The sequence below is a fragment of the Cohnella rhizosphaerae genome (genome assembly GCF_029525575.1).
GTDB classification, from domain to species: Bacteria; Bacillota; Bacilli; order Paenibacillales; family Paenibacillaceae; genus Cohnella; species Cohnella rhizosphaerae.
Genome location: NZ_JAPDIA010000007.1, coordinates 495,461 through 519,783, shown reverse-complemented (window position 1 = coordinate 519,783; position 24,323 = coordinate 495,461). Strand labels below are relative to the sequence as shown.

The 24,323-nt window shown below is 61.3% G+C and carries 22 protein-coding genes and 2 pseudogenes; 7 read left to right on the top strand and 17 right to left on the bottom strand.

The genetic code is table 11. The features are described 5' to 3' along the window. Positions 1-44: 44 nt before the first annotated feature. From OMP40_RS20225 to OMP40_RS20175, 11 genes and pseudogenes are all read right to left on the bottom strand, one after another. Positions 45-1,015: pseudogene (locus OMP40_RS20225) on the bottom strand (ABC transporter ATP-binding protein). After that, positions 1,012-1,371 carry an oligopeptide/dipeptide ABC transporter ATP-binding protein gene (locus OMP40_RS20220; RefSeq protein WP_338131217.1) on the bottom strand — a complete coding sequence of 120 codons (360 nt, stop codon included), beginning with the start codon at positions 1,369-1,371 and terminating at the stop codon, positions 1,012-1,014. Before OMP40_RS20220 ends, OMP40_RS20225 begins: the two are co-directional and overlap by 4 nt. A gap of 30 nt (positions 1,372-1,401) precedes the next feature. Beyond that, positions 1,402-1,997: pseudogene (locus tag OMP40_RS20215) on the bottom strand (ABC transporter ATP-binding protein); the annotation flags it as partial. A gap of 65 nt (positions 1,998-2,062) precedes the next feature. Further along, a complete protein-coding gene (locus tag OMP40_RS20210) occupies positions 2,063-3,148 on the bottom strand; it encodes a M24 family metallopeptidase (protein ID WP_277534053.1) in 1,086 nt (361 codons plus the stop codon). A gap of 64 nt (positions 3,149-3,212) precedes the next feature. Further along, entirely contained in the window at positions 3,213-4,133 is a 921-nt protein-coding gene (gene opp4C, locus OMP40_RS20205; protein WP_277534051.1) for an oligopeptide ABC transporter permease, read from the bottom strand. Between the two features lie 63 nt (positions 4,134-4,196). After that, on the bottom strand, positions 4,197-5,162 hold the full coding sequence (locus tag OMP40_RS20200) for an ABC transporter permease (RefSeq protein WP_277534050.1): 966 nt from the start codon (positions 5,160-5,162) through the stop codon (positions 4,197-4,199). Positions 5,163-5,198: 36 nt separating this feature from the next. Beyond that, on the bottom strand, positions 5,199-6,371 hold the full coding sequence (locus tag OMP40_RS20195; RefSeq protein ID WP_277534049.1) for a M24 family metallopeptidase: 1,173 nt from the start codon (positions 6,369-6,371) through the stop codon (positions 5,199-5,201). Between the two features lie 16 nt (positions 6,372-6,387). Next, on the bottom strand, positions 6,388-7,710 hold the full coding sequence (locus OMP40_RS20190; RefSeq protein WP_277534048.1) for a M20/M25/M40 family metallo-hydrolase: 1,323 nt from the start codon (positions 7,708-7,710) through the stop codon (positions 6,388-6,390). After that, a complete protein-coding gene (locus OMP40_RS20185; protein ID WP_277534047.1) occupies positions 7,704-8,891 on the bottom strand; it encodes a M24 family metallopeptidase in 1,188 nt (395 codons plus the stop codon). Before OMP40_RS20185 ends, OMP40_RS20190 begins: the two co-directional genes overlap by 7 nt. Continuing rightward, positions 8,884-10,221, bottom strand: coding sequence for a M20/M25/M40 family metallo-hydrolase (locus tag OMP40_RS20180; protein ID WP_277534045.1), 1,338 nt, complete (start codon positions 10,219-10,221; stop codon positions 8,884-8,886). Before OMP40_RS20180 ends, OMP40_RS20185 begins: the two co-directional genes overlap by 8 nt. Positions 10,222-10,317: 96 nt before the next feature. Further along, entirely contained in the window at positions 10,318-12,027 is a 1,710-nt protein-coding gene (locus tag OMP40_RS20175) for a peptide-binding protein (protein WP_277534043.1), read from the bottom strand. 273 nt (positions 12,028-12,300) lie between these two features. Here OMP40_RS20175 and OMP40_RS20170 point away from each other — a divergent pair, with 273 nt between their 5' ends. After that, complete coding sequence (locus OMP40_RS20170) at positions 12,301-12,957, top strand: Crp/Fnr family transcriptional regulator (protein WP_277534041.1); 657 nt, start codon at positions 12,301-12,303, stop codon at positions 12,955-12,957. A 1,656-nt stretch (positions 12,958-14,613) separates the two neighbouring features. Here the strand turns inward: OMP40_RS20170 and OMP40_RS20165 are convergent. The 4 genes from OMP40_RS20165 to OMP40_RS20150 all read right to left on the bottom strand — a co-directional run bounded on the left by OMP40_RS20165 (position 14,614) and on the right by OMP40_RS20150 (position 18,182). Next, on the bottom strand, positions 14,614-14,997 hold the full coding sequence (locus OMP40_RS20165; protein WP_277534040.1) for a RidA family protein: 384 nt from the start codon (positions 14,995-14,997) through the stop codon (positions 14,614-14,616). Between the two features lie 18 nt (positions 14,998-15,015). Further along, entirely contained in the window at positions 15,016-15,678 is a 663-nt protein-coding gene (locus OMP40_RS20160) for a helix-turn-helix transcriptional regulator (protein WP_277534037.1), read from the bottom strand. Between the two features lie 75 nt (positions 15,679-15,753). Beyond that, entirely contained in the window at positions 15,754-16,137 is a 384-nt protein-coding gene (locus OMP40_RS20155) for a YybH family protein (RefSeq protein WP_277534035.1), read from the bottom strand. Between the two features lie 425 nt (positions 16,138-16,562). Continuing rightward, positions 16,563-18,182 (bottom strand): copper amine oxidase N-terminal domain-containing protein, encoded by a 1,620-nt coding sequence (locus OMP40_RS20150; RefSeq protein WP_277534033.1) that lies wholly within the window; start codon positions 18,180-18,182, stop codon positions 16,563-16,565. A 180-nt stretch (positions 18,183-18,362) separates the two neighbouring features. On the opposite strand from OMP40_RS20150, the gene OMP40_RS20145 reads away from it, so the two are divergent. The 3 genes from OMP40_RS20145 to OMP40_RS20135 are packed head-to-tail and all read left to right on the top strand — an operon-like array spanning position 18,363 to position 19,810. Beyond that, positions 18,363-18,953 (top strand): RNA polymerase sigma factor, encoded by a 591-nt coding sequence (locus OMP40_RS20145; protein ID WP_277534032.1) that lies wholly within the window; start codon positions 18,363-18,365, stop codon positions 18,951-18,953. Next, a complete protein-coding gene (locus OMP40_RS20140; RefSeq protein ID WP_277534030.1) occupies positions 18,937-19,203 on the top strand; it encodes an anti-sigma factor family protein in 267 nt (88 codons plus the stop codon). Before OMP40_RS20145 ends, OMP40_RS20140 begins: the two co-directional genes overlap by 17 nt. A gap of 22 nt (positions 19,204-19,225) precedes the next feature. Further along, a complete protein-coding gene (locus OMP40_RS20135; protein ID WP_277534028.1) occupies positions 19,226-19,810 on the top strand; it encodes an anti-sigma factor in 585 nt (194 codons plus the stop codon). A gap of 286 nt (positions 19,811-20,096) precedes the next feature. Here the strand turns inward: OMP40_RS20135 and OMP40_RS20130 are convergent, their stop codons facing one another. After that, positions 20,097-21,089, bottom strand: a complete 993-nt coding sequence (locus tag OMP40_RS20130; RefSeq protein ID WP_277534026.1) for an iron-hydroxamate ABC transporter substrate-binding protein — start codon at positions 21,087-21,089, stop codon at positions 20,097-20,099. 1,057 nt (positions 21,090-22,146) lie between these two features. Between OMP40_RS20130 and OMP40_RS20125 the strand changes: the two genes are divergently transcribed. The 3 genes from OMP40_RS20125 to OMP40_RS20115 are packed head-to-tail and all read left to right on the top strand — an operon-like array spanning position 22,147 to position 23,388. Then, positions 22,147-22,542: an IS110 family transposase gene (locus OMP40_RS20125; protein WP_277532978.1), complete on the top strand. Its 396-nt coding sequence runs from the start codon at positions 22,147-22,149 to the stop codon at positions 22,540-22,542. After that, positions 22,535-23,101, top strand: coding sequence for a transposase (locus tag OMP40_RS20120; protein ID WP_277531187.1), 567 nt, complete (start codon positions 22,535-22,537; stop codon positions 23,099-23,101). Before OMP40_RS20125 ends, OMP40_RS20120 begins: the two co-directional genes overlap by 8 nt. Positions 23,102-23,136: 35 nt before the next feature. Then, positions 23,137-23,388: a hypothetical protein gene (locus OMP40_RS20115; RefSeq protein ID WP_277528396.1), complete on the top strand. Its 252-nt coding sequence runs from the start codon at positions 23,137-23,139 to the stop codon at positions 23,386-23,388. 110 nt (positions 23,389-23,498) lie between these two features. Here OMP40_RS20115 and OMP40_RS20110 read toward each other — a convergent pair whose 3' ends face one another. Next, entirely contained in the window at positions 23,499-24,302 is an 804-nt protein-coding gene (locus OMP40_RS20110) for a GNAT family N-acetyltransferase (protein WP_277534024.1), read from the bottom strand. Between the last annotated feature and the right edge of the window lie 21 nt (positions 24,303-24,323).

Here is a 24,323-nt window from a genome sequence, read left to right as displayed (position 1 = left end):
AATTTTCGTCTATTTTCATGTTCGCTCTCGAACCTCCATATGTGTTACCTGTAATGGCAGGCCACGCGGTGGCCGCCGCCGATATCCTTGAAGGCGGGCTCCTCCAGCGCGCATCGCTCCGTCGCTTCGGGACAGCGCGTGCGGAACCGGCAGCCGCTCGGCGGATGAACGGGACTCGGCACGTCCCCCTGCAGGATGATGCGCTCCCGCTTGAGCGCCGCGTTCGGCTGCGGGATCGCCGACAGGAGCGCCTGCGTGTACGGATGCCGGGGATTGGCGTACAGCTCGCGCTTGTCCGCCAGCTCCACCATCTTCCCAAGGTACATCACGCCTACCCGGCTGCTGATATGCTTGACGACGCGCAGGTCGTGCGAGATGAACAGGTACGTCAGCTCCAGCTTCTGCTGGAGCTCCTTCATCAGGTTGACGACCTGCGCCTGAATGGAGACGTCGAGCGCCGATACCGGCTCGTCGCAGACGACGAACTTCGGACGGAGGGCGAGCGCCCGCGCGATGCCGATCCGCTGCCGCTGTCCGCCGCTGAATTCGTGCGGGTAGCGGCGGATATGCTCGGGGCGCAGGCCGACGACGGCCAGCAGCTCCTGAACCTTCTCCTCGCGTTCGCGGGCGGACAGCTTCTCGTGGGCCTTGAACGCCTCGCCGATGATGGCCGACACGGTCTTGCGCGGGTCGAGCGAGGCATACGGATCCTGGAAAATAATCTGCATCTCGCGCCGCAAGCCCCCGCATATCCCCCCGCGCTCGCTCTCATAATATCCCGGCCCTCGAACAGCACCTGCCCCTCCGTCGGCTGGATCAGCCGCAGCAGCGCGCGGCCCGTCGTCGACTTTCCGCAGCCGGACTCGCCGACGATGCCGAGCGTCTCTCCCTTGGCGATGGCAAAGTCGAGACCGTCGACCGCCTTCACGTACTGGCGGTTGCGGCCGAGGAGACCGCCGTCCCCCGTCGGGAAGTGTACCTTCAGATTGCGGATCTCAAGCAGCGCTTCGCTCATTCGGCATCCTCCTCTAAGGCGTCGCTGTGCAAAAAGCACCGCACCTTGTGCTTGCCGGCCTCCGCCAGCGCCGGCTGAAGCCGCGCGCACCGGTCCATCGCGTGCTTGCAGCGCGGCGCGAAGCGGCAGCCGGTCGGCATGTCGTATACGTTGGGGACGAGCCCCTCGATCGTCTCGAGCACGTCGACCTCCTCGTGAATGTCCGGAATCGACGCGAGCAAGCCCTGGGTGTAGGGATGCATCGGATTCGCGAAGATGTCGGCGACCGCCCCGTGCTCGACGACCTTGCCCGCGTACATGACCATGACTTCGTCGGCCACCTCGGCCACGACCCCGAGGTCGTGCGTGATGAGCATGATCGCCGTGCCGAGGCGGTCCTTCAGCTCCTTCATGAGTTCAAGGATTTGGGCCTGGATCGTCACGTCGAGCGCGGTCGTCGGTTCGTCGGCGATGAGCAGCGCGGGGTTGCAGGCGAGCGCCATCGCGATCATGACCCGCTGGCGCATGCCGCCGCTCAATTGATGCGGATATTCATGCACTCTTTTTCCGGCAGCGGGATGCCGACCAGCCGCAGCATCTCGATGCTGCGCTTCGTCGCCTCCGCCGTCGTCATGCCCTGGTGAAGCTTCAGCACCTCGCCGATCTGGTTGCCGACGGTGAATACCGGATTGAGCGAGGTCATCGGCTCCTGGAAGATCATCGAGATCCGGTTGCCCCGGATGCCGCGCATTTCCTTTTCCGTCTTGTCGAGCAGGTTGTCCCCGCCGAATCTGATCTCGCCGGCCACGATGCGGCCGACCGGCTCGGCGACGAGCCGCATCACCGACAGCGACGTCACGCTCTTGCCGCAGCCGGACTCGCCGACGATGCCGAGCGTCTTGCCCTTGGCGAGGGAAAAATCGACGCCGTCCACCGACTTCGCCACGCCGTCTTCCGTGTAGAAATACGTTTTGAGTCCTTTGACCTCCAGCACCTGCTCCATGCTTGAACGCCTCCTCCCGTACTGCCTTCGTCCCGCTGTCCGCCGGCCTTTGCGCTTTCCTTGCCTCAGCGGCCCGCGCCTTCGTGTATTTGGAGCAACCTCGGACTGCGGGTCAGCACCTCGCAGCCGTCGTCCGTCACGCGGACGATGTCCTCGATCCGCACGCCGCCGACATCCGGCACGTACAGGCCCGGCTCCACGGTGAATACCATGCCCGGCTCGATGATCGCGTCCGCGCCCATCACGACGCGCGGCAGCTCGTGAATATGCAGCCCGACGCCGTGACCGAGCCCTCGCAGGCTGAAGGCCTCCATGCGGGCCTCGGCGAACACGTCGCGCGCGACCCGGTCGAGCGCGCCGCAGGTCATGCCCGGCCGCACCGCCGCGATCGCCGCCTCCAGCGCCCGCAGCACGAGATGGAAGATCGCGAGGATGTCCGGCTCCGGCACGCCGACCCACAGCGTGCGCGTGATGTCGGACCGATATCCCCCGCAGATCGCGCCGAAGTCCACGACGACCATCTCGCCGCCGCGGATCGGCTTGTCCGTCGCCGACCCGTGCGGCAGCGAGGCGCGCTTGCCCGAGGCCACGATCGTGCCGAACGCAGGGCCTTCGCTGCCTTCCTTGGCCATCAGGTATTCCAGCTCGATCTGGATCTCCCGCTCCGTCATGCCGGGCGCGAGCCGCGGAACAAGCTTCGCGATCGCCCGGTCGGCGATCTGCACGGCCCGCCGGATCAAGCCGATCTCCGCCTCGTCCTTGACCGCCCGGTGCGCCAGGCCGTAGTCCTCAAGCGGCACCCAAGCCGCCTCGGGCACGTCCCGTCGCAGGCGCGCGGCTTCGGCGTCGGACAGCTTGTTCGTCTCGTAGCCGATGCGGACGATGCCCATCGCCAGCAGCGTCTCGCGCAGCGTCGGCATCGCGTCCAGGCCGTGCGTGACGATCCGCCAGCCCGGCGCCTCCTGTTCGGCCTGCTCGGTATACCGCGGATCCGTGATCAGCACGGCATGGCGCGCGGTGAGGAGCAGATGCCCGTTGCTGCCCGCGAACCCGGAATAGTAGGCGCGATTTTCCGGAGAGGCGATATAGACGCCGTCCAGCTCCCGATCGGCAAGCAGCTCCCGAAGCCGGGCGATACGCTCCATTTTCATCGTTGCAATCTCCCTTTGCCCGGCTCGAAGCCGGGTGATCGCCGTCTTCGCGGCATATCCCGCGCTACCTGCGTCCCTTCAGCTTCGGATCGAGCGCATCCCGCAGACCGTCGCCGATAAAGTTGATGCTGAGCACCGTGAGCAAGATCGCCAGGCCGGGATACAGCCAGATCCAGTACTTGAAGCGCAGCACCATGATCGACATCGCTTCGTTCAGCATGTTGCCCCAGCTCGGCGTAGGCTGCTGCACTCCGACGCCGAGGAAGCTGAGCGCCGCCTCCGTCAGGATGGCGTCGGCCGTCATGAGCGTCGCCTGCACGAGGATCGGCGCCATGATGTTGGGCAGGATGTGCTGGACGATGATGCTGAAATCCTTCACGCCGAGCGCTTTGGACGCCTGCACGTATTCGAGCTCCCGCACCCGCAGAATCTCGCCGCGCACGAGGCGCGCCGTGCTCGTCCAGCTGACGAGGCCGATGATGATCATGACGTTAAAAAGATTCGGCTTCAGCATGGTCGATACCGTGATGATGAGGAACATGACGGGAAAACAGTACACGATGTCCACGATCCGCATGATGACGGAATCGATCCACTTGCCGTAGTAGCCGGCGATCGCGCCGAGCAGCACCCCGAGGAACGTCGAGATCGTCACGGACACGATGCCGACGCTGAGCGACACCCGGCCCGCGTACATCAGCCTCGCGAGCACGTCGCGGCCGAGGCTGTCGGTGCCGAGCGCGTATTCGCCCGACGGCTTGGCCATGATGTCCAGCCCGCCCGCCGCGTTCTTGATCGAGCTGAACGGACTATGCGGCGCCAGCCAGGGGGCCGCGATCGATACGACGACCAGCAGCGCCATGAAGCAAAGGCCGAACATCGCCAGCTTGTTCTTCTTGTATCTGCGCCACGCCTGGCGCCCCGCGCCCGCCTCGCGGCCGCGCTTTTTCGCCTGGGGCATTCCGCTTTCTTGCGCGAGCTCCATCCGTCTTCCTCCTTCCGCTGTGCGACAGACTTATGTGTTGCGTTCGTGCGTCGTCGGCACGGTCTACTTGGACAGCCGTATCTTCGGATCGACGACGGCATACAGGACGTCCGCCGTCAGGTTGCCGAGCAGCACGAGCATGGAGGTGAACAGATTCAGCCCCATGATGACCGGGTATTCGCGCGCGGTGATCGCCTGGATGCCCAGGCTGCCCATGCCGGGCCAGTTGAAGATCGTCTCGGTGATGTAGGCGCCGCCGAACAGCGTCGGGATCGAGATGCCGAACAGCGTGACGACCGGGATGATCGCATTGCGAAGGGCATGCTTGAACTTGACCTTGCGGTCGCTCAGCCCCTTGGCGCGCGCGGTGCGAATGTAGTCGTTGGTCAGCACCTCGATCATGCTCGAGCGGGTGAAGCGCATGATGACCGCGAGGTTGGGCAGCGCCAGCACGAGCGCGGGCAGCACCAGATGCTTGAGCTTGTCGACGAACGCGGCCCACGCGCCGCCCTCCAGGTTGATCGTGGCAAGCCCCGAGGTAGGGAACCAGTTCAACTTGACGGCGAACAAATAAATGAGCGCGACGCCGAAAAAGAAGGACGGCACCGATATGCCGATGAACGAAAACACGGTCAGGCCGTAATCCCGCTTCGTGTACTTGTTCGTCGCCGAGTAGACGCCGAGCGGCACCCCGACGACGAAGCTGAACAGAAACGCGGTGACGGTGAGCAGCAGCGTCGCCGGCAGCCGCTCGCCGATCATATGGGCGACCGACTGGCCGGTCTTGACCGTATAGCCGAGATTGCCCTGCACGATCTGGCCCAGCCAGCGGAAGTACTGGACGATCATCGGATCGTTCAGCCCCATCCGCTCCTGCGCGCGGGCGAGGTCGGCCGTCGAGATGCGCGGATCGATCATCGTCTGCATCGGATTGCCGGGGGCGAGCTGCATGATAAAAAACGTCAGCAGCGTAATCCCGACCATCAGCGGCAGCGAAGTCAGCAGGCGTTTGATGAGATAGTTTCGCATAGCCTTCCTCCCTTCTGTCGGGCCTGTCGCCCGCGGCTACGAGCGGATCAGCGCGAGGCGCTCCTGCCGGACGCTGAGGTATGCCGAGCCCGTTTCGGTGACCACAAGGTTTTCCTCCAGCAAAATGTAGGGCGGCTTGCCCGGAAGAATCGTCGGCTCCAGCGTAAAAATCATGCCCGGACGGACGGTGCCGTACGGCGCCTGTCCGTACCGCTCCCAGCGGGGGGCGAGCAGCGTGCCGCCGTCGTGCGTCTGGCGGCCGATCTGATGCCCGGTCGCATGCGAGATCTCCGGCATGCCCCGGTCCAGCAGCAGCCGCCTCGCCACGCCGTCCACCTCGTGCCCGATCGCGCCGGGCTTGAGCGCCGCCTGCGCCGCGCTGATCGCGTCGTACGCCGCCTGGAACGCGTACTTCGCATCGTCCGGCGCATCCGTCTCGTCGGGGCGGAGGAAGTAGACCGTGCGGGCGATGTCGGAGACGTAGCCTTCATAGTCGACGCTGTAATCGAAAATGACCAGATCGCCGTATGCGATGACCCGATCGGACGGCTGGCGATGCGAGATGTTCTCTTTGAGCACCATCGGCATCGACAGCTTCCGGTCGAGCCCGTTCACGACGCCGCGGGCCTGCATCTCGTCCAGGAACAGCGCCCCGGCTTCCTGCTCGGTCATGCCGGCCTTCAGGCGACCGAAGACGGCGTCGTAAATGTCCAGCGTGATGTCGATCGCCTTTTGCGTCCGCCGGATCTCTTCCGGCGTCTTGATGCTGCGCAGCTCCGTCAAAAAAGGCTCCGACGAGATAAACTCGCCCTCGAAGTGCTTCAGCGTCTCCATCAGCCAGCGATACCGTCCGAGCGTGAGGCCGTCGCACAGATGCTCGCCCGCGGAGTAATTCAGCGCGATGCGGCTCGGCGCGAGCCGCAGCACCGTCTCGCGCAGCGTATCGTCGAGGCCTTGCGCGTACTTGTACACCTCGTCGAACAGTCCGCTCTCCTCGATGTCCTGGGCGTCGATCGCGCTGCAGAGCGCATACCGTCTGCCGTCCGCCAGGATCAGGAAGGCGCCTGGACCTACGGTCCGCACGCCCGTCACGAGCGGCAGGCAAGGATCGCTTCCCTCGCTCGTCAGAATGAGCCACATGTCAATCTCCCGTTCGCGCAAGGCGCCGGAAGCCTGTTCCATTTTCTCCCGGTTCACCGAGTAATCCATTGATATCGCACCTCCGTTAATGAACGCACAGATCGATCAGCGACTTGGCGAGCACCTTCGCGCCGAAAAGATAGGAATCGCGGGAGATCCGTTCGTCGTGCTGGTGAACGCGCTCCAGCACCGCGGCGAAGTGGTCCTCCAGCAGCGTCGGCGAGAAGCCGTAGATGCCGTCCGTGTAAGGCCCCATGAACCGTCCGTCCGTCCGGCCGAGCGCGAGGAACGGCACAAGCTTCGCATCCAGCCCGTAAGCCCGGCAGTTGCGCTCGAACAAGTCCAGCAGCTCGCCGTCGATGCTGCTCTCGTAGCCCTCCTCGAATCCGACGATCTCCCATGCCGCGTCCGCGTCTCCCAGCAGCTGGATCATGAGCCGCTCGACCTCGCGGACCGTCGTGCCCGGCAGCAGCCGGAATTCGATCATCGCCTCCGCACGGCCGGGAATGACGTTGATCCGGTCGCCGACACGCACGTCGTTCACCATCAGCCCGTCGTACAGCATGTATTGCATCAGGTTGTTGTAGGTCGATTCGATGACCTGCTCGCTGTCCGGACTGAGACCCGTCTCCAAAATGAAGTTGCGCGACAGCGCCGTATATTTCTTGGGAAACGCGTAGTTCGCAAGCCTGCCTAGCGCCTCCGCCAGCCGGAACATCGCCTGTTCGTCGGGCGGGCAGGAGGCGTGGCCCGAGGGTCCTTCGGCCGTCAGCCGAACCGTGCACACGCCTTTCTCTCCCGCCGCGCACAGAATCAGGCTGCGACCGCTCAGCAGCAGGGGGAAACCGCCCCCCTCGCTGATCACATAGCCGTCGGACTGAAGCTCCGGATAGGCCTCGATCACTTGGGCCATGCCGAGCCGGCTGCCCGCTTCCTCGTCGGCCGTCGCGACCAGATAGACCGTGCGATCCAGCTGATCCTCGTGCGCCTTCAGCATGAGGAAGGCCGTCAGCTGCATCGCCGTCAGCTGCTTCGTGTCCAGCGCGCCGCGGCCGTAGATGACGCCGTCCGCTTCGATCGCCTCGAAGGGCGGATAGCTCCACTTCTCCGCGTCCGCGGGGACGACGTCGAGATGCGACAGCAGGATGAGCGGCGGCTTCGAGCCCTTGCCGAGCCTGGCGATCAGGTTGGCGCGTCCCGGCGCGGTCTCGAGCGTCTCGTTCGGGATGCCGAGGCGATCGAGCCGCTCCCGGATAAATTCGACGGCGTCCAGCTCGCGCCCCGGCGGATTGGACGTATCGATGCGAAGCAGCCCGGTGAACAGCGCCAGCGACTCGCGCTCCCACGCCGGCGTCCCGATCGCCTCGATCGACGCGACGGCTTGCGGAGATCCGCCGTCCCTCAGCATGGGATCGCGACCAGCGCAAGCTGACGCTTGCTAAGCAGCTCAGGCCCTTCTGGCGTGATCACGACGTTCTCCTCGACGAGCATGCAAGGCAGGCCGCCGTCCTGGATCACCGTCGGCTCGATCGCGTACACCTCACCGACCTGGACGATGCCGTCCGTATCCGCCTTGGCCGGCGGGCCGAGCCTGGTGCCGCCGTCATGGCACTGACGGCCGACCTGATGCCCGACCGAGTGCCGGATCGTCGGATAGCCGCCCGCTTCGATGGCGCGGCGTCCGGCCGCATCCACTTCGTGTCCGCGCTTGCCGGCGGCGATGCAGTCGATCGACGCCGTGATCGCGCCGATCGCCGTGTCGAACGCGTGCTGCACGTCCGCAGGCGCCCGCGTCTCTCCCGGACGCAGGAAGTACATCGTCCTGGCGATGTCGGAGCAGTAGTCCCTATACTTGACGCACATGTCCATGATGACGATGTCGCCGGGCACGATCGCCGTATCGCCGGGCTTGCGATGGGCGAGCCCCGCGCGCACGATGCACACGAGGGGCGGATCGAACGGATGCTCGTGGCCGTTGACGACGCCGCGCTTCTTCATGCCCGCGACGAACAGCTCGCCGAGCTCACGCTCGGTCATGCCGCAGCGCGCCTGCGCGGCCACTTCCTCGAAGATGTCCTGCGTGTACGCTATCGCCTGCCGGATGCGCGCGAGCTCCGCCGGCGTCTTGATGCTGCGAATCTCCTTGAGCATCGGCTCGCTGGACGTCTCGATGGCGGCGAGCCGCTCCGCGCCGATCGCCCGGGACAGAATCTCGTATTGGCCCACGGTCAATCCGTCGCACAGATGGTCGTGCAGCGAGTAGTTCAGCGCCAGACGGCGCGGAGCGATGCGCGCGATCAGCGCGGCCAGCGCCGCCTCGAAGTTGTGCCCGTACGGGATCACCTCGGCGAACAGACCGCTGTTGTCGAAGTTGCCCCGGTCGCTCTCGGACGCCAGGATCAGATGGCGGCCGTCCGGCATCAGGAAGACGGCGGCCTCGTGAATCGAGGTCGTGCCGATCAGCAGCGGCAGGGACGGATCGCTGGCCTCCCGGTTCAGGATCAGCCAGGCGTCGATGCCGCTCTTGCGCAGCAGCGCCGCCGCGGCGTCGAGCTTCTCGCAAGCGACGCGGTATTCTTCCTTAATCACGGTCATCCCCTCCAGTGCAGTATCGAAGTACGGCCTGATGCAGCGTCGCCGCCCCGAATGCTATCGAATCGCAGGCGATTCGTTCGTCGACGCCGTGCACCATCGTGACGGCCTGCTCGAAGGTCATATCCTCCGCGAGCACCGGCGAGAATCCGAATACCCTGCTGTCATATTCGCGCAGATAGCGTCCGTCGCTCGTCCCCGTCGCGATGAACGGGATCAGCGCCGCCCCGGGTACGCGGGACGCGATCGCTTCGGACATTTCTTGATACAGACGGCCTTCGGCGCCCGAGTCGTAGCCCTGCTGGCAAGCGATCAGTTCCCACTCGATCCCGAGCTCCGCGCACAGGGCGTCCAGCCTGGCCTCGACTTCCTGCCGCTTCACGCCCGGCAGCAGGCGGATATCCGCCATCGCTTCGTACTCGCCCGCGAGTTCCTTGCGGCTTCGGCCGCCGTGCCACATCGTAAGGGCGATCGTGCTCTCGGTCATCGCCTTGATCATGTTGCCGAACAGCGGGCTGACCTTCGTCTTCAGGTATTCGACTTGCTCGGACAGCGGGCGGTCGCCCTGCGGCGCGTCCTCGCTCGCCTTCATCAACTGAGCGATCAACCGCCTCGTCGTCTCCGGCACCGTTCCCGGCCACGCGCTGCCCGCGATGCGGCGCGCCAGCTCCGCGAAGCTGCGCAAGCCGGCATTGTCCGGGTAGAACGGATTGCGATTCGGCTTCCGCCGATAAATGAATTTGACCTGGCACAGCCCTTTTTGGCCGACCTCGCACAAATAAAACGTTTTTCCGTTGACGACGACGGGGAATCCGCCGCCCTCGCTCACGACATCCGCATCCCGGAACAGGCCGCCATGCGTCTGAAGGAGCGCCCTCAGCCCATGCGCGCTGCCGCTCTCCTCGTCCGCCGTCGCGACGAGGTAGACGTCCCTGCGCGGGACGACCTTGTCTCTGGCAAGGAGGAACAACGTCATCAGCTCCATCGCGGTCAGTTGCTTCGTGTCGATCGTGCCGCGCCCCCACAGGTAGCCGTCCTCGATGACGCCCTCGAACGGCGGATGCCGCCATTCCTCAGGACGCGCCCCTACGACGTCCAGATGGGAGAGCAGAATGAGCGGCGGCCCCGTCTCGCGGCCCGCCAGCTTCAGAATGACGTTGCCCCGTCCCGGCGCGGTCTCGACGATCTCGGCGGCAATGCCTTCGGCTTCGGCCAATCCGGCGATGTAACGCGCGGCGGCCAATTCGCCGCCGGGCGGGTTCGTGGTGTCGATACGAATGAGATTGCGGAGCAGCTCCGTCGCTTCTTGTCGGATTGAATCGGCCATGATCATCGCGTCGTGCTCCTTTTTTAAAAGAAAGGGATAAAGGGAAATATAGAAATCCCGGAGGATCCCTATATCTCCCAAGCGGCTATGCATCGGTTATTTGAGGCTCCAGTCCTTCGCATTGAAGCTGACGCCGCGGAAGTCCGGGTCGAAGCCTTCGATTTTCTTGTTCGAGGCGAATACGGACTTCTGGCCGTAGATCGGGATCCAAGGCACGTCGTCGGACAAGATCTTGGCGATCTCGTGGAACGTCGACGTGCGCTCGTCCTGGTTCGTCTGCGTGAGCTCCTGGTCGAACAGGCCGTCGATCTTCGGGTTGCTGTAGCTGACGAAGTTGTAGCCGTTCGGCGGCATGAACTTGGAGTCGAAGTACGAGCGGTACTCGTCCGGATCGGCCTCGACGCCGAAGCCGAGAATGTACGCGTCGTAGTCGTCGGCCTTCACCGCTCTTTGCTTGCCGTCGCTGCCGGTCGGGAGCAGCTTCGTGACCAGCGTGGAGAAGTCCAGCGATACGATCTCGACGCCGACGCCGATCTCGCCCCATTGCTGCTTCAGCAGCACGCCCGTCTTTTCGCGTTCGGTCTTGCCCGTCGGCACGCTCAGCGAGAACTTCAGCTCTTTGCCGTCCTTCTCGTAGATGCCTTTGCCGTTCAGCTTGAACCCGGCTTCCTCAAGCAGCTGCTTGGCCTTGGCCTTGTCGTACGGATACTTGGTGACGTCCGGGTTGTGCGACCAGTGGGCGTTCGGGAAAAGGTCGTCGCTCACTTCGCCGTATTCGCCGATGATGCTCGATACGATCAGATTTTTGTCCGTGCCGTACGATAGCGCCTGGCGAACCTTCAGGTCCTTGAAGAACGGGTTCAGCAGGTTGAAGCCGACATAGTACACGGACAGATCGTTCGCGGCCTTCACGTCCGCGAAGTCGAGCGTCTCGATCGACGGCACTTGGTCGCCCGCGACCGGCACGATGTCGACCTCCTGGTTCATGAACGCCGCCAGCATCGTGTTGGCGTCGCCGAACCGCGTGATGACCTTGTCCAGCTTCGGCGCGCCGCCGAAGTAGTCCGGGTTCGCGGCGACTTCGATGTATTGGCCGGTCTCCCATTTGACGAACTTGAAGGGGCCGGTGCCGACCGGATTGCGGTTGAAGGCGTTCTTGGCCCAGTCGGACGGCGATACGTCCTTCAACAGATGCTCCGGCAGGATGCCGATGAACAGGCTCGCGATGAAAGAGGCGTTCGGGGTGGCGAGCGTGAAGGAGATGGTGTTGTCGTCGACGACCTTGATGCCGGAGACGCTGTCCGCCTTGCCGTCGTGGAAGTCGGCTGCGCCGACGACGGGCTGCACGCGGCTGTAGGCGCCGCCGTCGTATCTCGGATCGGCCATGGAAGTGAACGTGAACGCTACGTCCTTGGCGGTGAACGGCTGTCCGTCGTGCCACTTTACGCCTTCGTTCAGGTGGAACGTATACGTGAGGCCGTCCTCGGAGATGTCCCAGCTTTTCGCCAAGCCGCCTGTCATCTTCAGCTCCGCGTCCGGCTTGACGAGCGGATCGAAGATCATGTGCGTGACGTTGGTGTCGGTCGTCGTGGCGTAGATCAGCGGATTCAGGTTGCCCGGTTCGGACGCCTGCGCGACCGTGACCGTGCCGCCCGACCTCGCAGGCGCGGAAGCCGATGCCGATGCAGAAGACCCGGCGGATGCCGAAGGCGAAGCGGAGCCCTTCGAATCGTTCGAGCTGCAGCCCGCCAGCACCAGGCTAAGGCCGATGATGGAAGTTAGCAGTGCCGTCATTCCCTTTTTCATGCGTGAGCCCACCCCGTCTGTGTTAGTTTTTATCACATCGAATTGTGCGATAATTAATTATCATTCTAGTCAGCCCGTCCGATAATTGTTGTAGCGCACGCTACATATCAGGCAATTGGAAGCGATTTTAATTTTGTCAAACCGATTATTGTGAAGTTATAATAAAAACAAACGCAAGGCGCACCGAAAGGCCGTTTGTTCTCCACAGCCTCGTCGAAACGCACATCACGGCACAATACCTAACATGGAATCGCGAAGGGAGGGCGACATTCGGTGTCGAAGACGCATTACATTCAGAACGATCTGTGGAAGGATCACTTCGCCGATTGCCCTGCCGTCACCATGAACAAGAACAGTCTGATCGCGGAGGAGGGCACCTCCATCAATCAGATTTACTATATCGAGTCGGGACGGGTGAAGTTCTCGATCACGACGCCGGACGGCAACGAGAAGATCATGTATATCGTGAACAAGGGAGAATTGATCGGCGATCTGTGGTCGGCCTCCAGCCGCCCCTATTTCATGACCGCGACGACGCTGACCAAGTGTACCTTTCGGACGATGGAGCCAAAAGCCTTCATGGGCGTGCTGTTCAGCAGCCGGGAGCTGGCGGAGAGCTGGATGGGCAATCTGTCCGAGGTGATGGAGTTTCTCGTCGACCACGTGACGGAGCTCGTCTTTCTGGACAAGGAGCAGATTATTGTCAAATATATTTACAGGCTCAGCTTCAACTACGGGGTGGAGACGCCGAAGGGGATCAAGATTAACACGAAGGTAACCCACCAGCTTTTCGCCGATCTGATGGGGTGCTCGCGGATCACGGTATCGAAAATTATGAGCCATCTCATCAAAAGGAACATAATCGCGCGGGAGGACGGCTACATCTACATTACCGACATGGACGAGCTGAAGCGGCTGCTGGATCTGTAGCGGAGAGCCGCATGCGAACAAATGCGCTCGGGACGGGCATCGCTGCTTCACGGTAGTTCCATGTAGGAACAAATCCGCTGCTCCGGGCGTCGCTGCTTCACGGTAGTCCCATGTAGGAACAAATGCGCTCGATCCGGGCGTCTCTGCGTCTCAGTAGTCCCATGTAGGAACAAACGCGCTCGATCCAAGCATCGCTGCTTCTCGGTAGTCCCATGTAGGAACAAATCCGCTCGGGCCAAGCGTCGATGCGTCTCGGTCGTCCCATGTAGGAACAAATCCGCTCGGGCCAAGCGTCGCTGCTTCTCGGTAGTCCCATGTAGGAACAATTCACCTCGCTCCGGGCATCGCTGCTTTTCGGTCGTCCCATGTAGGAACAAATCCCCTCGCTCCGGGCGTCGCTGCGTCTCGGTAGTCCCATGTAATGAACAAATGGTTCCTTTCCACAAATCGCCGTCGGCCGGGATCGAATGTAAGAAAAACCGCCGGCGGCCTTTGTTTGCGCAATGGCGCGCAGCGGACGGACTCAGGAGCCCTTATATTTTTTCCGATCGCGCTTTTCAGCCCGCTCGCGGACCCAGGAGCCCCTATTGCGGGATTAGAGACTATTTTAGTCTTGATCTGGGTGAATAACGGCTCTCCAGTCCGTAATGATCACAATTGCACCGTTTTTTACGAAATAGCGTCATCTGAGTCCAGTATCTTCGCTCGACTTGCCTTCGGTTACTCCCGCAGTTTTCATTTGCATCTCACGCTAACCTTTCCGCTTAACGTCATCGTAAGGTTAGCAAGTGAAGCCAGCGAGGTGATTGGACGCCGCCGCTCCTGTTCGCAATATGCATGCGCAAGGGATAACCTATGATGCCTGCAAAGGATGGGCAGGCATTTCCGCCTCGGCTCTTCCAATCGGCTGGAAAGCCTGCGTTATCCAGCTTTCCCCTTTCTCCCCTCGCGCGACGATGCGAGAGAGGGGCGTAAGGTGCTGTGCAGCGTTACCTGTCGGGACTGTGACGTATTTCGGGCCGAAGAGGCGCTGTACAGCGTTACCTGTCGGGACTATGGCGTATTTCGGGCGAAGAGGCGCTGTACAGCGTTACTTGTCGGGGATGTGACGTATTCCGGGCCGAAGAGGCACTGTGCAGCGTTACTTGTCGGGGATGTCACGTATTCCGGGCCGAAGAGGCACTGTGCAGCGTTACTTGTCGGGGATGTGACGTATTCCGGGCCGAAGAGGCGCTGTGCAGCATTACCTGCCGATGTTATACGTTCTATTATGTTAAGAAAGGGTTAAGTCTGAGCTTCACCCCGAAAGTTATACATTCTGATGTAGAATAGAGAACTGAAATTTCATCGGAAGGCGCAAGCCCTCCTTTTACTGTTCCGGCGCTGCACTTCCAAGGGCTTCGCGCATCCCTTGACCTTTTCAGGTTCTTTTTGACGATGCGGCAGGATTCACTTCATGTTACGGCCTGTCGAGTTGCCCGTCAGCTACGAGGCGATTTGGCTCTTACCTCGACCGGACTTCCACCGGCTAGTTGTGCCCAGCTTGGCTAGGCGCGCATAAAAAAGCCGCGCGAGCTGCGCGGCTTGCTTGTTCTCGGTTATAACGGGACGATGCGCAAAGCTGTCCGGGCTAAAAAGCGGCCGGGCTAACGACGTTCAGCCCCGGTGCGCGACGCAGTCGATTTCGACGAGCGCGTTTTTGGGCAGCTTGCCGACCTGGACCGTCGCGCGGGCAGGCAGGACGCCGCCGTCGAAGTAGCTCGCATAGATCTCGTTCACCTTCGCGAAGTCGTCCATGCTGTCCAGGAAGATCGTCGTCTTCACGATATCGCCGAGCGCGAGGCCCGCTTCTTCGACGACCGCCTTCAGGTTTTGCAGCACCCGATGGGTCTGGGCTTCGATGCCGCCCTCGACGATGGCGCCGGTGTCGGGATCGAGCGGGATCTGTCCGGACGCGAACAGGAAACCTCCGGCGAGTACGGCTTGCGAATAAGGCCCAATCGCGGCTGGCGCTTGGGCAGTAGATATGGCTTGGTTCATGCGATAGTTCCCTCCCGGTTAAGTTAACTCCTTCAAATACCTGTAAATCGTCTGCTCCGACGCCTCCAGGCTGCGCGCCACCTCGGTGACCGCGCCCTTCAGCAGGAAGATGCCCTTGCCGCTCAGCTCGCCCACGATCCGCTTCTTCTCCTCGGCATGCATGCGGACCGGCGGAACGCCGTGGCGCTCGATCGCGCCGGCGATCGATCTGCGCAGCAGCTCCTCCATCGAAGGGGCGAAGTCCTCCTGCGGCGATGCGGGGGCGCTGTCGGACGTTGGCGCGGTATCTCCTCCGGTCAGGAGCAGATCGTCGATCGCCGCTCGGGCCTGCTGCAGCGCGGTCACGTCGACGTTGACGCAGAGCATGCCGATAACGTTGCGCTCCTCGTCCCGGATGAAGAAGGTGGAGGAACGCAGCAGCATCTTTTTGTCCGGCACCTGACCCGCGTAGTTGGCAATGAAGTCCTGCCCCTCGTAGGTCTTGTCGTGCAAGATCTTCAGCGCGAAGTCGGTGATGGAGCCGCCGACTTCCCGTCCGGTGATATGATTGTTGCTGATCGCGACGATCGAGCTCTCCAGGCGGCGCAGATCGTGGAGGATCACCTCGCAACCCCGTCCGTACACCTGCGCGATGAACGCGGTCATCGGCTTGTACGAATCCAGTATCTCGTCGGGCGTCACAGGGGCGACACCTCCTCTCCCCTCCATCCTATATGGCCGGCGTCGGCAATGCAACCGGATGTTGCGGGCAGCGGGTCAATCCGCGACGGCCCACTCCAGACCGTGCGGATTGTCGATGGCGAGCAGCCATCTGCCGTCCGCCTGACGGCGCACGACGTCGGAGGAGCGGCCTTCGACGACGACTTCATCCGTCCCCGGCTTCTTCATGTGCCACTTCGAGATGACGAGCGCGATCTCGCCGTATTCCAGCACCTTTTTCGGCACGAGCTTGAAGTCCAGTCCCATCGACAGCATGTTGCCGAGCCCTTCGCGCACCGCGGCGAGACCCTGAACGACCTTCCCCGGCTCGGCGACGAACACGGCATCGTCCTCGTAAAGCGACAGCAGCTCCTCCAGATTCCCGGTCGGAAATACCGAGGCGATCCCTTCCAATACCTCAAGCGGCGAACGTGCGATCATGATTGTACCTCCAATATGGTTGATTGATAAAATATTATCATTATAATAATTTATTATCAATGTGGAATACGGACGTATACAAACGGAACTAGCGCATGAGGACGGACCGAGGAGCCCTTATTCTTGTTCAAATCGCGATTTGCGGCCTTTTTGCGGACCCGGCGGCCGTTATTGCAAGATTGCCGGCCCTTATTTGCCTTGATCCGGTTAATAAAGTCGCTCCAGTCCGAAACGATCGCCATTGGCCGGTTTTTAAGAAAATAACGTCGTCTGTGTCCGGTAACTTCAATCTAGCCATCGCCCGCCGTTCTTAGTTGCGCCAGTTCGATAACCTTCCGTCTACCGTCGCCCCTGGGTAGCGGAGTAGGATAAGCCTGTACATTGCAAAAAAATAGCAGGGGATCGCTCCCCTGCTTGGGTCATACTCAGTGATGCATGTCCGCCATATCCGTCGATGCCATCGTCTCCATGGCCTTCGTCAGCATGATCGACCAGTCCTTGGCGTTCCAGGCGACATCCCAGCCGAACAGCTCGGCGATGAAACGAACCGGCACTTGCACGCGGTCGTCCTTCATCATGACCGGATACCCGATCTCCATGCGGCTGCCGTTCATCTCCATGAATTTTTTGCCGACCCAGAACTGCGCTTTGGCGTCGCCCGCGTCGATCCATACGGATTGCGCCGCGCGATCCCAGGTTACCTTGGCGCCGATGCCCTCGGCGAGATAACGCAGCGGGATATAGGCGGTCCCGTTTTCCATGTACGGCTTCGTGTTCATCGTCGTGGATTTGCCGTCGATGATCAATTGATTGGAGCCGACCTTGAACCAAACCTTCATGACCGTCGGCGCGGTTGCCGCCGTGTGGAACTTCTCCGGGAATTGAGCCGCGATGCCTGCGGCCAGAACCGCGCCCGTCGGGAACATATGGGCGTACGCCGTGCGGGCGTCGGCATAAACGGCCGCATAATCTTTGGCCACGTAGGCTTCGAACGCGTTGAGCAGATGATCGATATGCATCTTCAGTCCGTCGGCGATCGCCTGCCGGCTGAAGTTCGCGGGATTGGCATCCGCGAAGAACTTGGCTTGCGCCATCCGGTATTCCTCCAGCTCGGCGACCGCCTTCTTCTTCGCGGCTTCATCCTTCGCGCCAGTTGCCTTCACATAATCCACGAAGTAGCCGATATGCGAGGACCAGACTTTCTTGAAAGCTTCGCCAGCGTCCGCGCCGTATACGGAAGCGACGGCGGCGGACAGCTCGTCGGTATTGCGGTTCAGCGATGCGGCGGCCGCCGCGAAGTCAGGCGCGCCGTCGATGCCCTTCTGCATGGCGAAGATCGCCAGGAGGGCATGCTCGCCCAGCTTCTGCTCCAGCGCCGAACGCAGGTCGGACGCCGGATTGGAGGCGACGGCATCCGCGAACTTCGCCGGGAACTGGGCGGCGATCCCCCCCGCCAGCGCGTCGCCGGTCATGTACATATGCGCATATGCGGTCTTGGCGTCGTCATACGCGGCCGCGTAGTTTTTGCCCACGTAGTCGTTGAACGCCGCGAGCAAATGGTCGATGTGCATCTTCAGACCGTCCGCGATCGCCTTCTCTTCGAAGTACTTCGGATTGGCGTCCGCGAAAAACTTGGCTTGCGCCATCCGATACGATTCCAGGTCGGCGACGGCTTTGGCGCGTGCCGCTTCATCCTTGGCCGCCGTCGCTTTGACATAGTCGACGAAGTAGCCGATGTGCGAGGACCAGACCTTCTTGAACGCTGCGCCGGCGTCGTCGCCGTATACGGATGCGACCGCGGCGGACAGATCGTCCGTATTCTGATTCAATGCGCCTGCGGCCTGCGCAAAGTCGGGCGCGCCGTCGTACCCTTTCTGCATCGCGACGATGGCAAGAAGCGCGTGTTCGCCGAGCAGTTGGCCTAGCGCCGAGCGCAAGTCGGGCGTCGGCCCCTTCGTACTGACCGTATGCGCGCTCGCGAACGCGGGCACCAGCAGCAATAGCGATAAAAGCAAACCTGTGATTTTGACGCGCAGTCCGTGCATGAGGAACACTCCTTTTTCAGTGGGGTATCCGTCCTGTCATCAGGACGGTTCTGCCAGGTGTAACGGAGTCCGTTTGATTTTGGATCACCTTCCGGGCGAATTTTTTTAAAAAAAGTGATCCGCTGTAATTTCAATTACGAACCTTTATAATGAATGGGAGTTCAGGAAAGGAGCTCCTCGATGAACGAGATCGCGTCAGATTCAGAAGTGATGCGGCGCATCGCCGAACGGGACGCCACGGCGCTCGAAGCGCTCTACGACCGGTACGAGAAGGCGGTCTACGCCTTCGCCTACCGGTTCGCCCAAGACGCGATGCTGGCCGAAGAGATCGTACAGGAATTATTCATGCGCATATGGAATCAACCCGAGCGCTACGACGCTTCGCTGGGCAAGCTGACGACCTGGATCTTCGCTGTGACCCGCCATATCGCGATCGATCAGCTGCGCAAGCGGCAGAACCGCACGACCGGCCAGACGGCCGACGCCGAGCGGTTCGCGCGGATGCCAGATACGGCAGGCGGTCCCGAGGAACAATACGATGCGAAGTGGACGGGCGAGCAATTAAAGGAAGCTTTGTCGGCATTGAATCCGGACCAGCAGCAGGTGCTGGACCTTATTTATTATCAAGGCTATACGCAGCATGAGGTATCCGAGCGTCAGGGCATCCCGCTGGGGACGGTCAAGAGCCGCGTGCGGCTGGCGATGAAGCAGCTCAAGGATCGGCTCGGAGATCTGGAAAGGAGGCGTACCCCCTATGACACAACCTCATGACGAGACATGCGACTTGCTGGAGCTGTACATGCTGGGCGGTCTCACCGAAGAGGAAGCGCAGCGCTTCGAAGCGCATCTGTCTTCGTGCGTGTCCTGCGGAGCGCAGCGCCAGGCGCTGGCGGACATCGTCGGCCTGCTGCCGGAGACGGCGGATCCGCAGCCCGTGCCGGAAGGGATGAAGAAAAGAATTTTGGCGAACGTGCTCGCAGGCGCCGTTCCGGCTGAGCCTGCGGCAAAGGCGGGGGGATGAAGCAACTGCCGAGCCCGAAGGCGTGGCGGAGCCGGACGTTCGCCAACAGGAATCCAAGCCTCCGCTGCAGCCTTCATCGAAGCCCGCGGCGCCGGCATCGGGCGTACCGATCCCGCAGACGACAAGACGCACGCCGGCCTACATGAAGCTTGTCACGGCCGGACTCGCCGCTGCGCTGATTGCGCTGGCGCTGTACGCCGCCCAACTGCGGGGACAGGTCGGCGACCTGCGGGGCGAGCTCGCGGAGGCCGGAAGCGCGCCGGTTCAAGAGTTGAAGGTGAACCAGGCCGTCAAGCTTAATCCGGCGGCGGCGGATATCGTCGCCACGGGGCTCGCCACCATCGTCATCGATAAAAACGGCACTCACCTGCTCGTGCAGGCGGAGCAACTGCCGAAGCTGCAGGGCAACGAGGCTTACCAAGTCTGGCTCATCAAAGGCCAGGAGAAGTTCAGCGCCGGCACCTTCCTATCCGATCAGGGAACCGGCGCCATCTACTACACGCTGAAAAACGGCGGCTACGATACGGTCGCGATCACGCTCGAGCCGGATGCGTTCGGCGACCAGCCGCGCGGGAAGATCGTGCTGGCGGCCTCGCTCGACGCTTGAGCCGACCGACCGACAGCCCGCTCAACATCAATAAATAGCACCGGACGAAGCGCAAACGGGATGAAGCAGCATGGTTATCTGCCTCATCCCGTTTGCGTTTTCGTTATCAGTCGGCTCCGTTCGGAAGGTCCGGAGCAAAGAAGCGCTGCACAGCGCCACTTCGCCGCGATTCGGGCTTAGCCTGCACCTTGGCGCCTATCGCCGCTCTATGCGCACGGGTGCCGACCGTTTCGGATAAAAAAAAGGAGACGCTCGCGCGTCCCCCCGTTCGCAGGTGCATACGCGGTTAAGCCTTGCCCAGCATGCCCGCTTTGAAAATGTTCAGCAAATATTCGAGCGTCGTCGGATCGCTGTAGCTGGAAGCCTCGGTATCGATCTCGATGACATGGCCCGCCTTGACGGCCGGCATGTTCTTCCAGGTGTCCGTGTTCAGGGCGGCGTTGTCGCCGGCCGCGCTTCTGCTGAGGATGATATAATCGCCGGCATACTCCGGCAGCACTTCGGTCGACAGCGTGTAGTACCCCGGGCCGAGCGCGTCCTTCTTGACCTTCTCCGGCATGCCGAGGCCCATCGCCTGGTACACGATCTCCGTTCCGCGCGCCCAGTTGTTGCCGAAAACGTAGAACTGCTTGTCGTACAGCTCGAACACCGTCACGGTGACGTCCGCGCCGGCCTGCGCCTTGATCTCGGCGCCGATATCGGCCGCACGCTTGGAGAAGTCGTCCGCCCAGGCCTGCGCCTCCTGCTCCTTGTTCAGAAGCTTGCCGATCTCGATCTGCTGCTTCAGGTAGTCGAGCTTGCCCCACGTATAGACGACGGTCGGCGCGATCTCCTTGAGCTTGTCGATGTTTTTCTCGGTGCTGCCGACGATGATGAGATCGGGATTCAGTTCGATGATCTTCTCCAGATCTTCGGCGGAGACGACTTCGATGCCCTTGACCTTGTCCTTGAAAAGCGGGTTGCCCGCCGTCCATTGGTCGACGCCGACGAGCGTGCCGCCCAGCGAGAGAACGTTGGGCGCGCTGTTCAGCGCGATGATGCGCTTGGGCGCGGCGGGAACCTCGACCGGTCCGTTCTCGGATTCGTAAGCGATCGTGCCGGAGGCTTCCGCGCTTGCGGAGGCGTCGGCCGACGGCGCTGCCGGCGCGCTCGCCGAAGGCGAAGCCGATGCGCCGGCGCTTTGAGAAGCGCCTGCGTTATTGTTGTTCGCGTTGTTGCCGCAAGCGCTCACGACCAATGCAAGCAGCAAAAACAGCGGGGCCCACATTTTTCTTTTCATGACGAGCATGACACTCCCTTTTCTCTACTTTTCGATAATGATTATCAGTATCACTCGTTTAAATATAAAGATGCCTAACGGCAATGTCAATATAGGAAAAGGTTATTTAATAGACGCAAAAGCTTCGCGTCTCAAAATCGTCATACGCTTACACGTCGGCCAGCGCGCGCCGTTCGACCGGCCGGAATCCGGCCTTCGGTTGCACGCTGCGGGAAGCGCGGTTCTCGGGCTTCACGATGGCAGCCACCCTTTATCTTCGGTCGGCCGACACGCATAATGCGAATATCGCAAGGATCGCCTTAGCGGCACAACCGCTTTCGCGATCGTTTATGGAGACGACGTACGCCGCCTCGCGATCCGCCGGATCAGATAATCGTTCGGGAATACGCTACGCCAGCCGGTCGGCCGTTTATCCGTTTTGTGCGCGTTAGTGGCATTTGGTGCCGCTAACGGCACAGGGAGCGGTGTGGTGGGGGAGCGTTAGCGTTAGCGTCGTTTGGTGCCGCCAATGGCCCAGGGAGCGGGTGGTGGGTGCGCGTTAGCGGCATGTCGTGCCGCTAACGGCCCGGGGGCGGTGTGGTGGGTGCGCGTTAGCGGCATTTGGTGCCGCTAACGGCTCATGGAGCGGATTGGGGGTGCGCGTTAGCGGCATTTGGTGCCGCTAACGGCAGGGAGACCCATTGGCTGGACACCGGCCGACAGCTGGCGCCCGCTCAAATGGCCAAGCTGATGGTCCGCTTGATGAATTACGGCCCGCTCGTATCGATCGGGATCCGGAAGAAACCGGGACGGGCGGATCGATCATTCACAAAACATTCATGATCCTGCCGGGTCACAGGCTATGATGAATATCTCATCGTAGCCTTTTTTTAGTGATTTCTAAGATACTGAAGTTGACCAGGTCAAGTTCGTGGTTTTTTGCGGTGGATCTTACCCCGAACACAAAACTGAATGGACAACCTTCGAAGCACAGGCTATTGGACTGCGAGTCCGGATAAAAAATTTTCACGTTTCAGGTTGTCTTCCTGGTTTTCATGATGGAAAGGAGCGCATGGGTATGCTTGAAGCCATTCTAGAGCGTTGTGCTGGACTGGACGTGCACCAGGAATCCGTCGTCGCTTGTGTGCTGTCCGGTCCGCTTGACCAAAAGCCCAAGTGCGAAATTCGCACGTTTGGCACGATGACCGACGAACTGCTGGCCCTTGGCGAGTGGCTGTCGGAACAAGGTTGTAGTCAGGTCGCCATGGAAAGTACCGGCGTGTACTGGAAGCCCGTTTGGAACGTGCTGGAATCCTTCGATTTCGATCTGCTGCTTGCCAATGCACATCATATCAAGAATCTACCCGGCCGTAAGACCGACATCAAGGATGCTGAATGGATTGCCAAGCTGCTTCGCTGCGGTTTGATCGAGAACAGCTTCGTCCCCCCCGGTCGATATTCGCGAATTGCGTGATCTGACACGATACCGCAAGAAGTTGGTCCAGGAAGCGACAGCGGAGAAAAACCGCATTCACAAGCTGCTGCAGGATGCCAATGTGAAGCTGACCTCGCACATGTCCGACATCTTCGGCGTTTCCGGCCGCCTGTTGCTCCAGAAGATTGTGGATCACGAGGTCATCACGATGGATTTTCTGGAGACGCACATGAAGGGTGCGCTAAGGCATAAATCTCCCAAGCTGCTTCAATCGCTTAACAGCCGCCTTCGCGCTCACCATCGCAGCATGATCCGTATGTCCTGGGAGCATTTGCAATACATCGAGTCCTCCATCGCTCAGATGGAAACGCATATTCGCAACTACACCAAAGACAAAGAGGAGAGCTTCAACCTGCTGCTGACCGTACCGGGAATCAACGAAAACGCGGCGGCCGTGATCTTGGCCGAAATCGGAACGGACATGAGTCAATTCAAAAGCGACCACAGTCTGGCAGCTTGGGCAGGTATGAGCCCGGGCAATCACGAGAGTGCGGGTAAAAAAAACGGCAGCGGGCAAGGTCCGGAAACAGTCAACTAAAAGCGATCCTTTGCGAATGTGCTTGGGCGGCCTCGATGACACGAAATACAAGGCTTTCTGCCCGTTATTGGTCGTGGGTAAAACGACTGGGCAAGAAGAAAGCGTTGGTTGCGCTGGGCCATACTTTGCTTCGAATCGTCTATCACCTCCTGCTTCATCGCCGTCCGTATCAGGAGTTGGGACCCGATTACCTGGATCGGCATCGCGCTGAACGTCAGCTTCGCAAGCAGTCTCAAATGATTAAACAGCTTGAAGAAAGCGGCTTTTCCGTCACCAAATTGGCTTAATGAATACTGACTCTACAACCCCCTAAGAACTTCCAAATCGGCAGTTCTATTTTTGCATGCGCGTCGAAGGCAGTACGTGCATGGCGATATTCATAAAAAAAAAAGAACGATCAAAGACGTTTGACCGTTCTCCAAAGCACTTCTTTTTGAACACCAGGGCAGGAAACATGCCGGGCTAGAAAGCGGACCATATCCGCGTTGCGCGCCTCGACGAACAAGAGCCATTCGGAGAATGCCGGATCCCGGATCAAGCGCCGGCCCGCCTCGGCCGCCAACGCGATGCCGCGCCCCATGCGCTGATGCCGGGGATGCACGAACATCGTTTTGAACAGCATCGTTCGGGCGTCGAACGGCTCGAGGATCGTCCATCCGACGACCGCTCCGCTATAGCGCAGAACCAAACTGCGCTCCTTGTCGATCAGGTCTTCGTCCGCAAACGGCGTATAGTCCGGCGTATACCAGTTGCCCTCTCCTTGCCGCAATTCGTCGCGCTCCTTCGCCGTCAGCGTCGTAAAGGAGGCGGCCGCAAACACGTCCGGCAGCCGTATTCGATGGACCCACGGCATCTCCGGATGAAGTCCCGTCAAGCCGCCCCAAATATGAATGCCGGGTCGCGGTTCATCGAATCCGCATGCCTGTAAGAAGGCGGTCTCTGCCGTGGCCGCGTCGATACCGCCAAGATGCTCGGCTCCGATCGTCCGTGTCCCCGTCCGCTTCAGCGCCGTCTCCATCTCGCCGAAAAGCGCGCGTCCCACGCCCTGGCGGCGCTCCCGCTCCGCTACGGTCAGCGCAAGCAGGCTGGCCGTACCGCCCCCCTCCCGGCGATCGGCGATCGCCAGTCCGACGGGCTCGCTTCCTCGAAAGGCGCCCAGCACCAAAAACGACGACGGCAGCCGCTGCAACGATTGCCGCAATTCGAGCGGCGCCAAATAGGC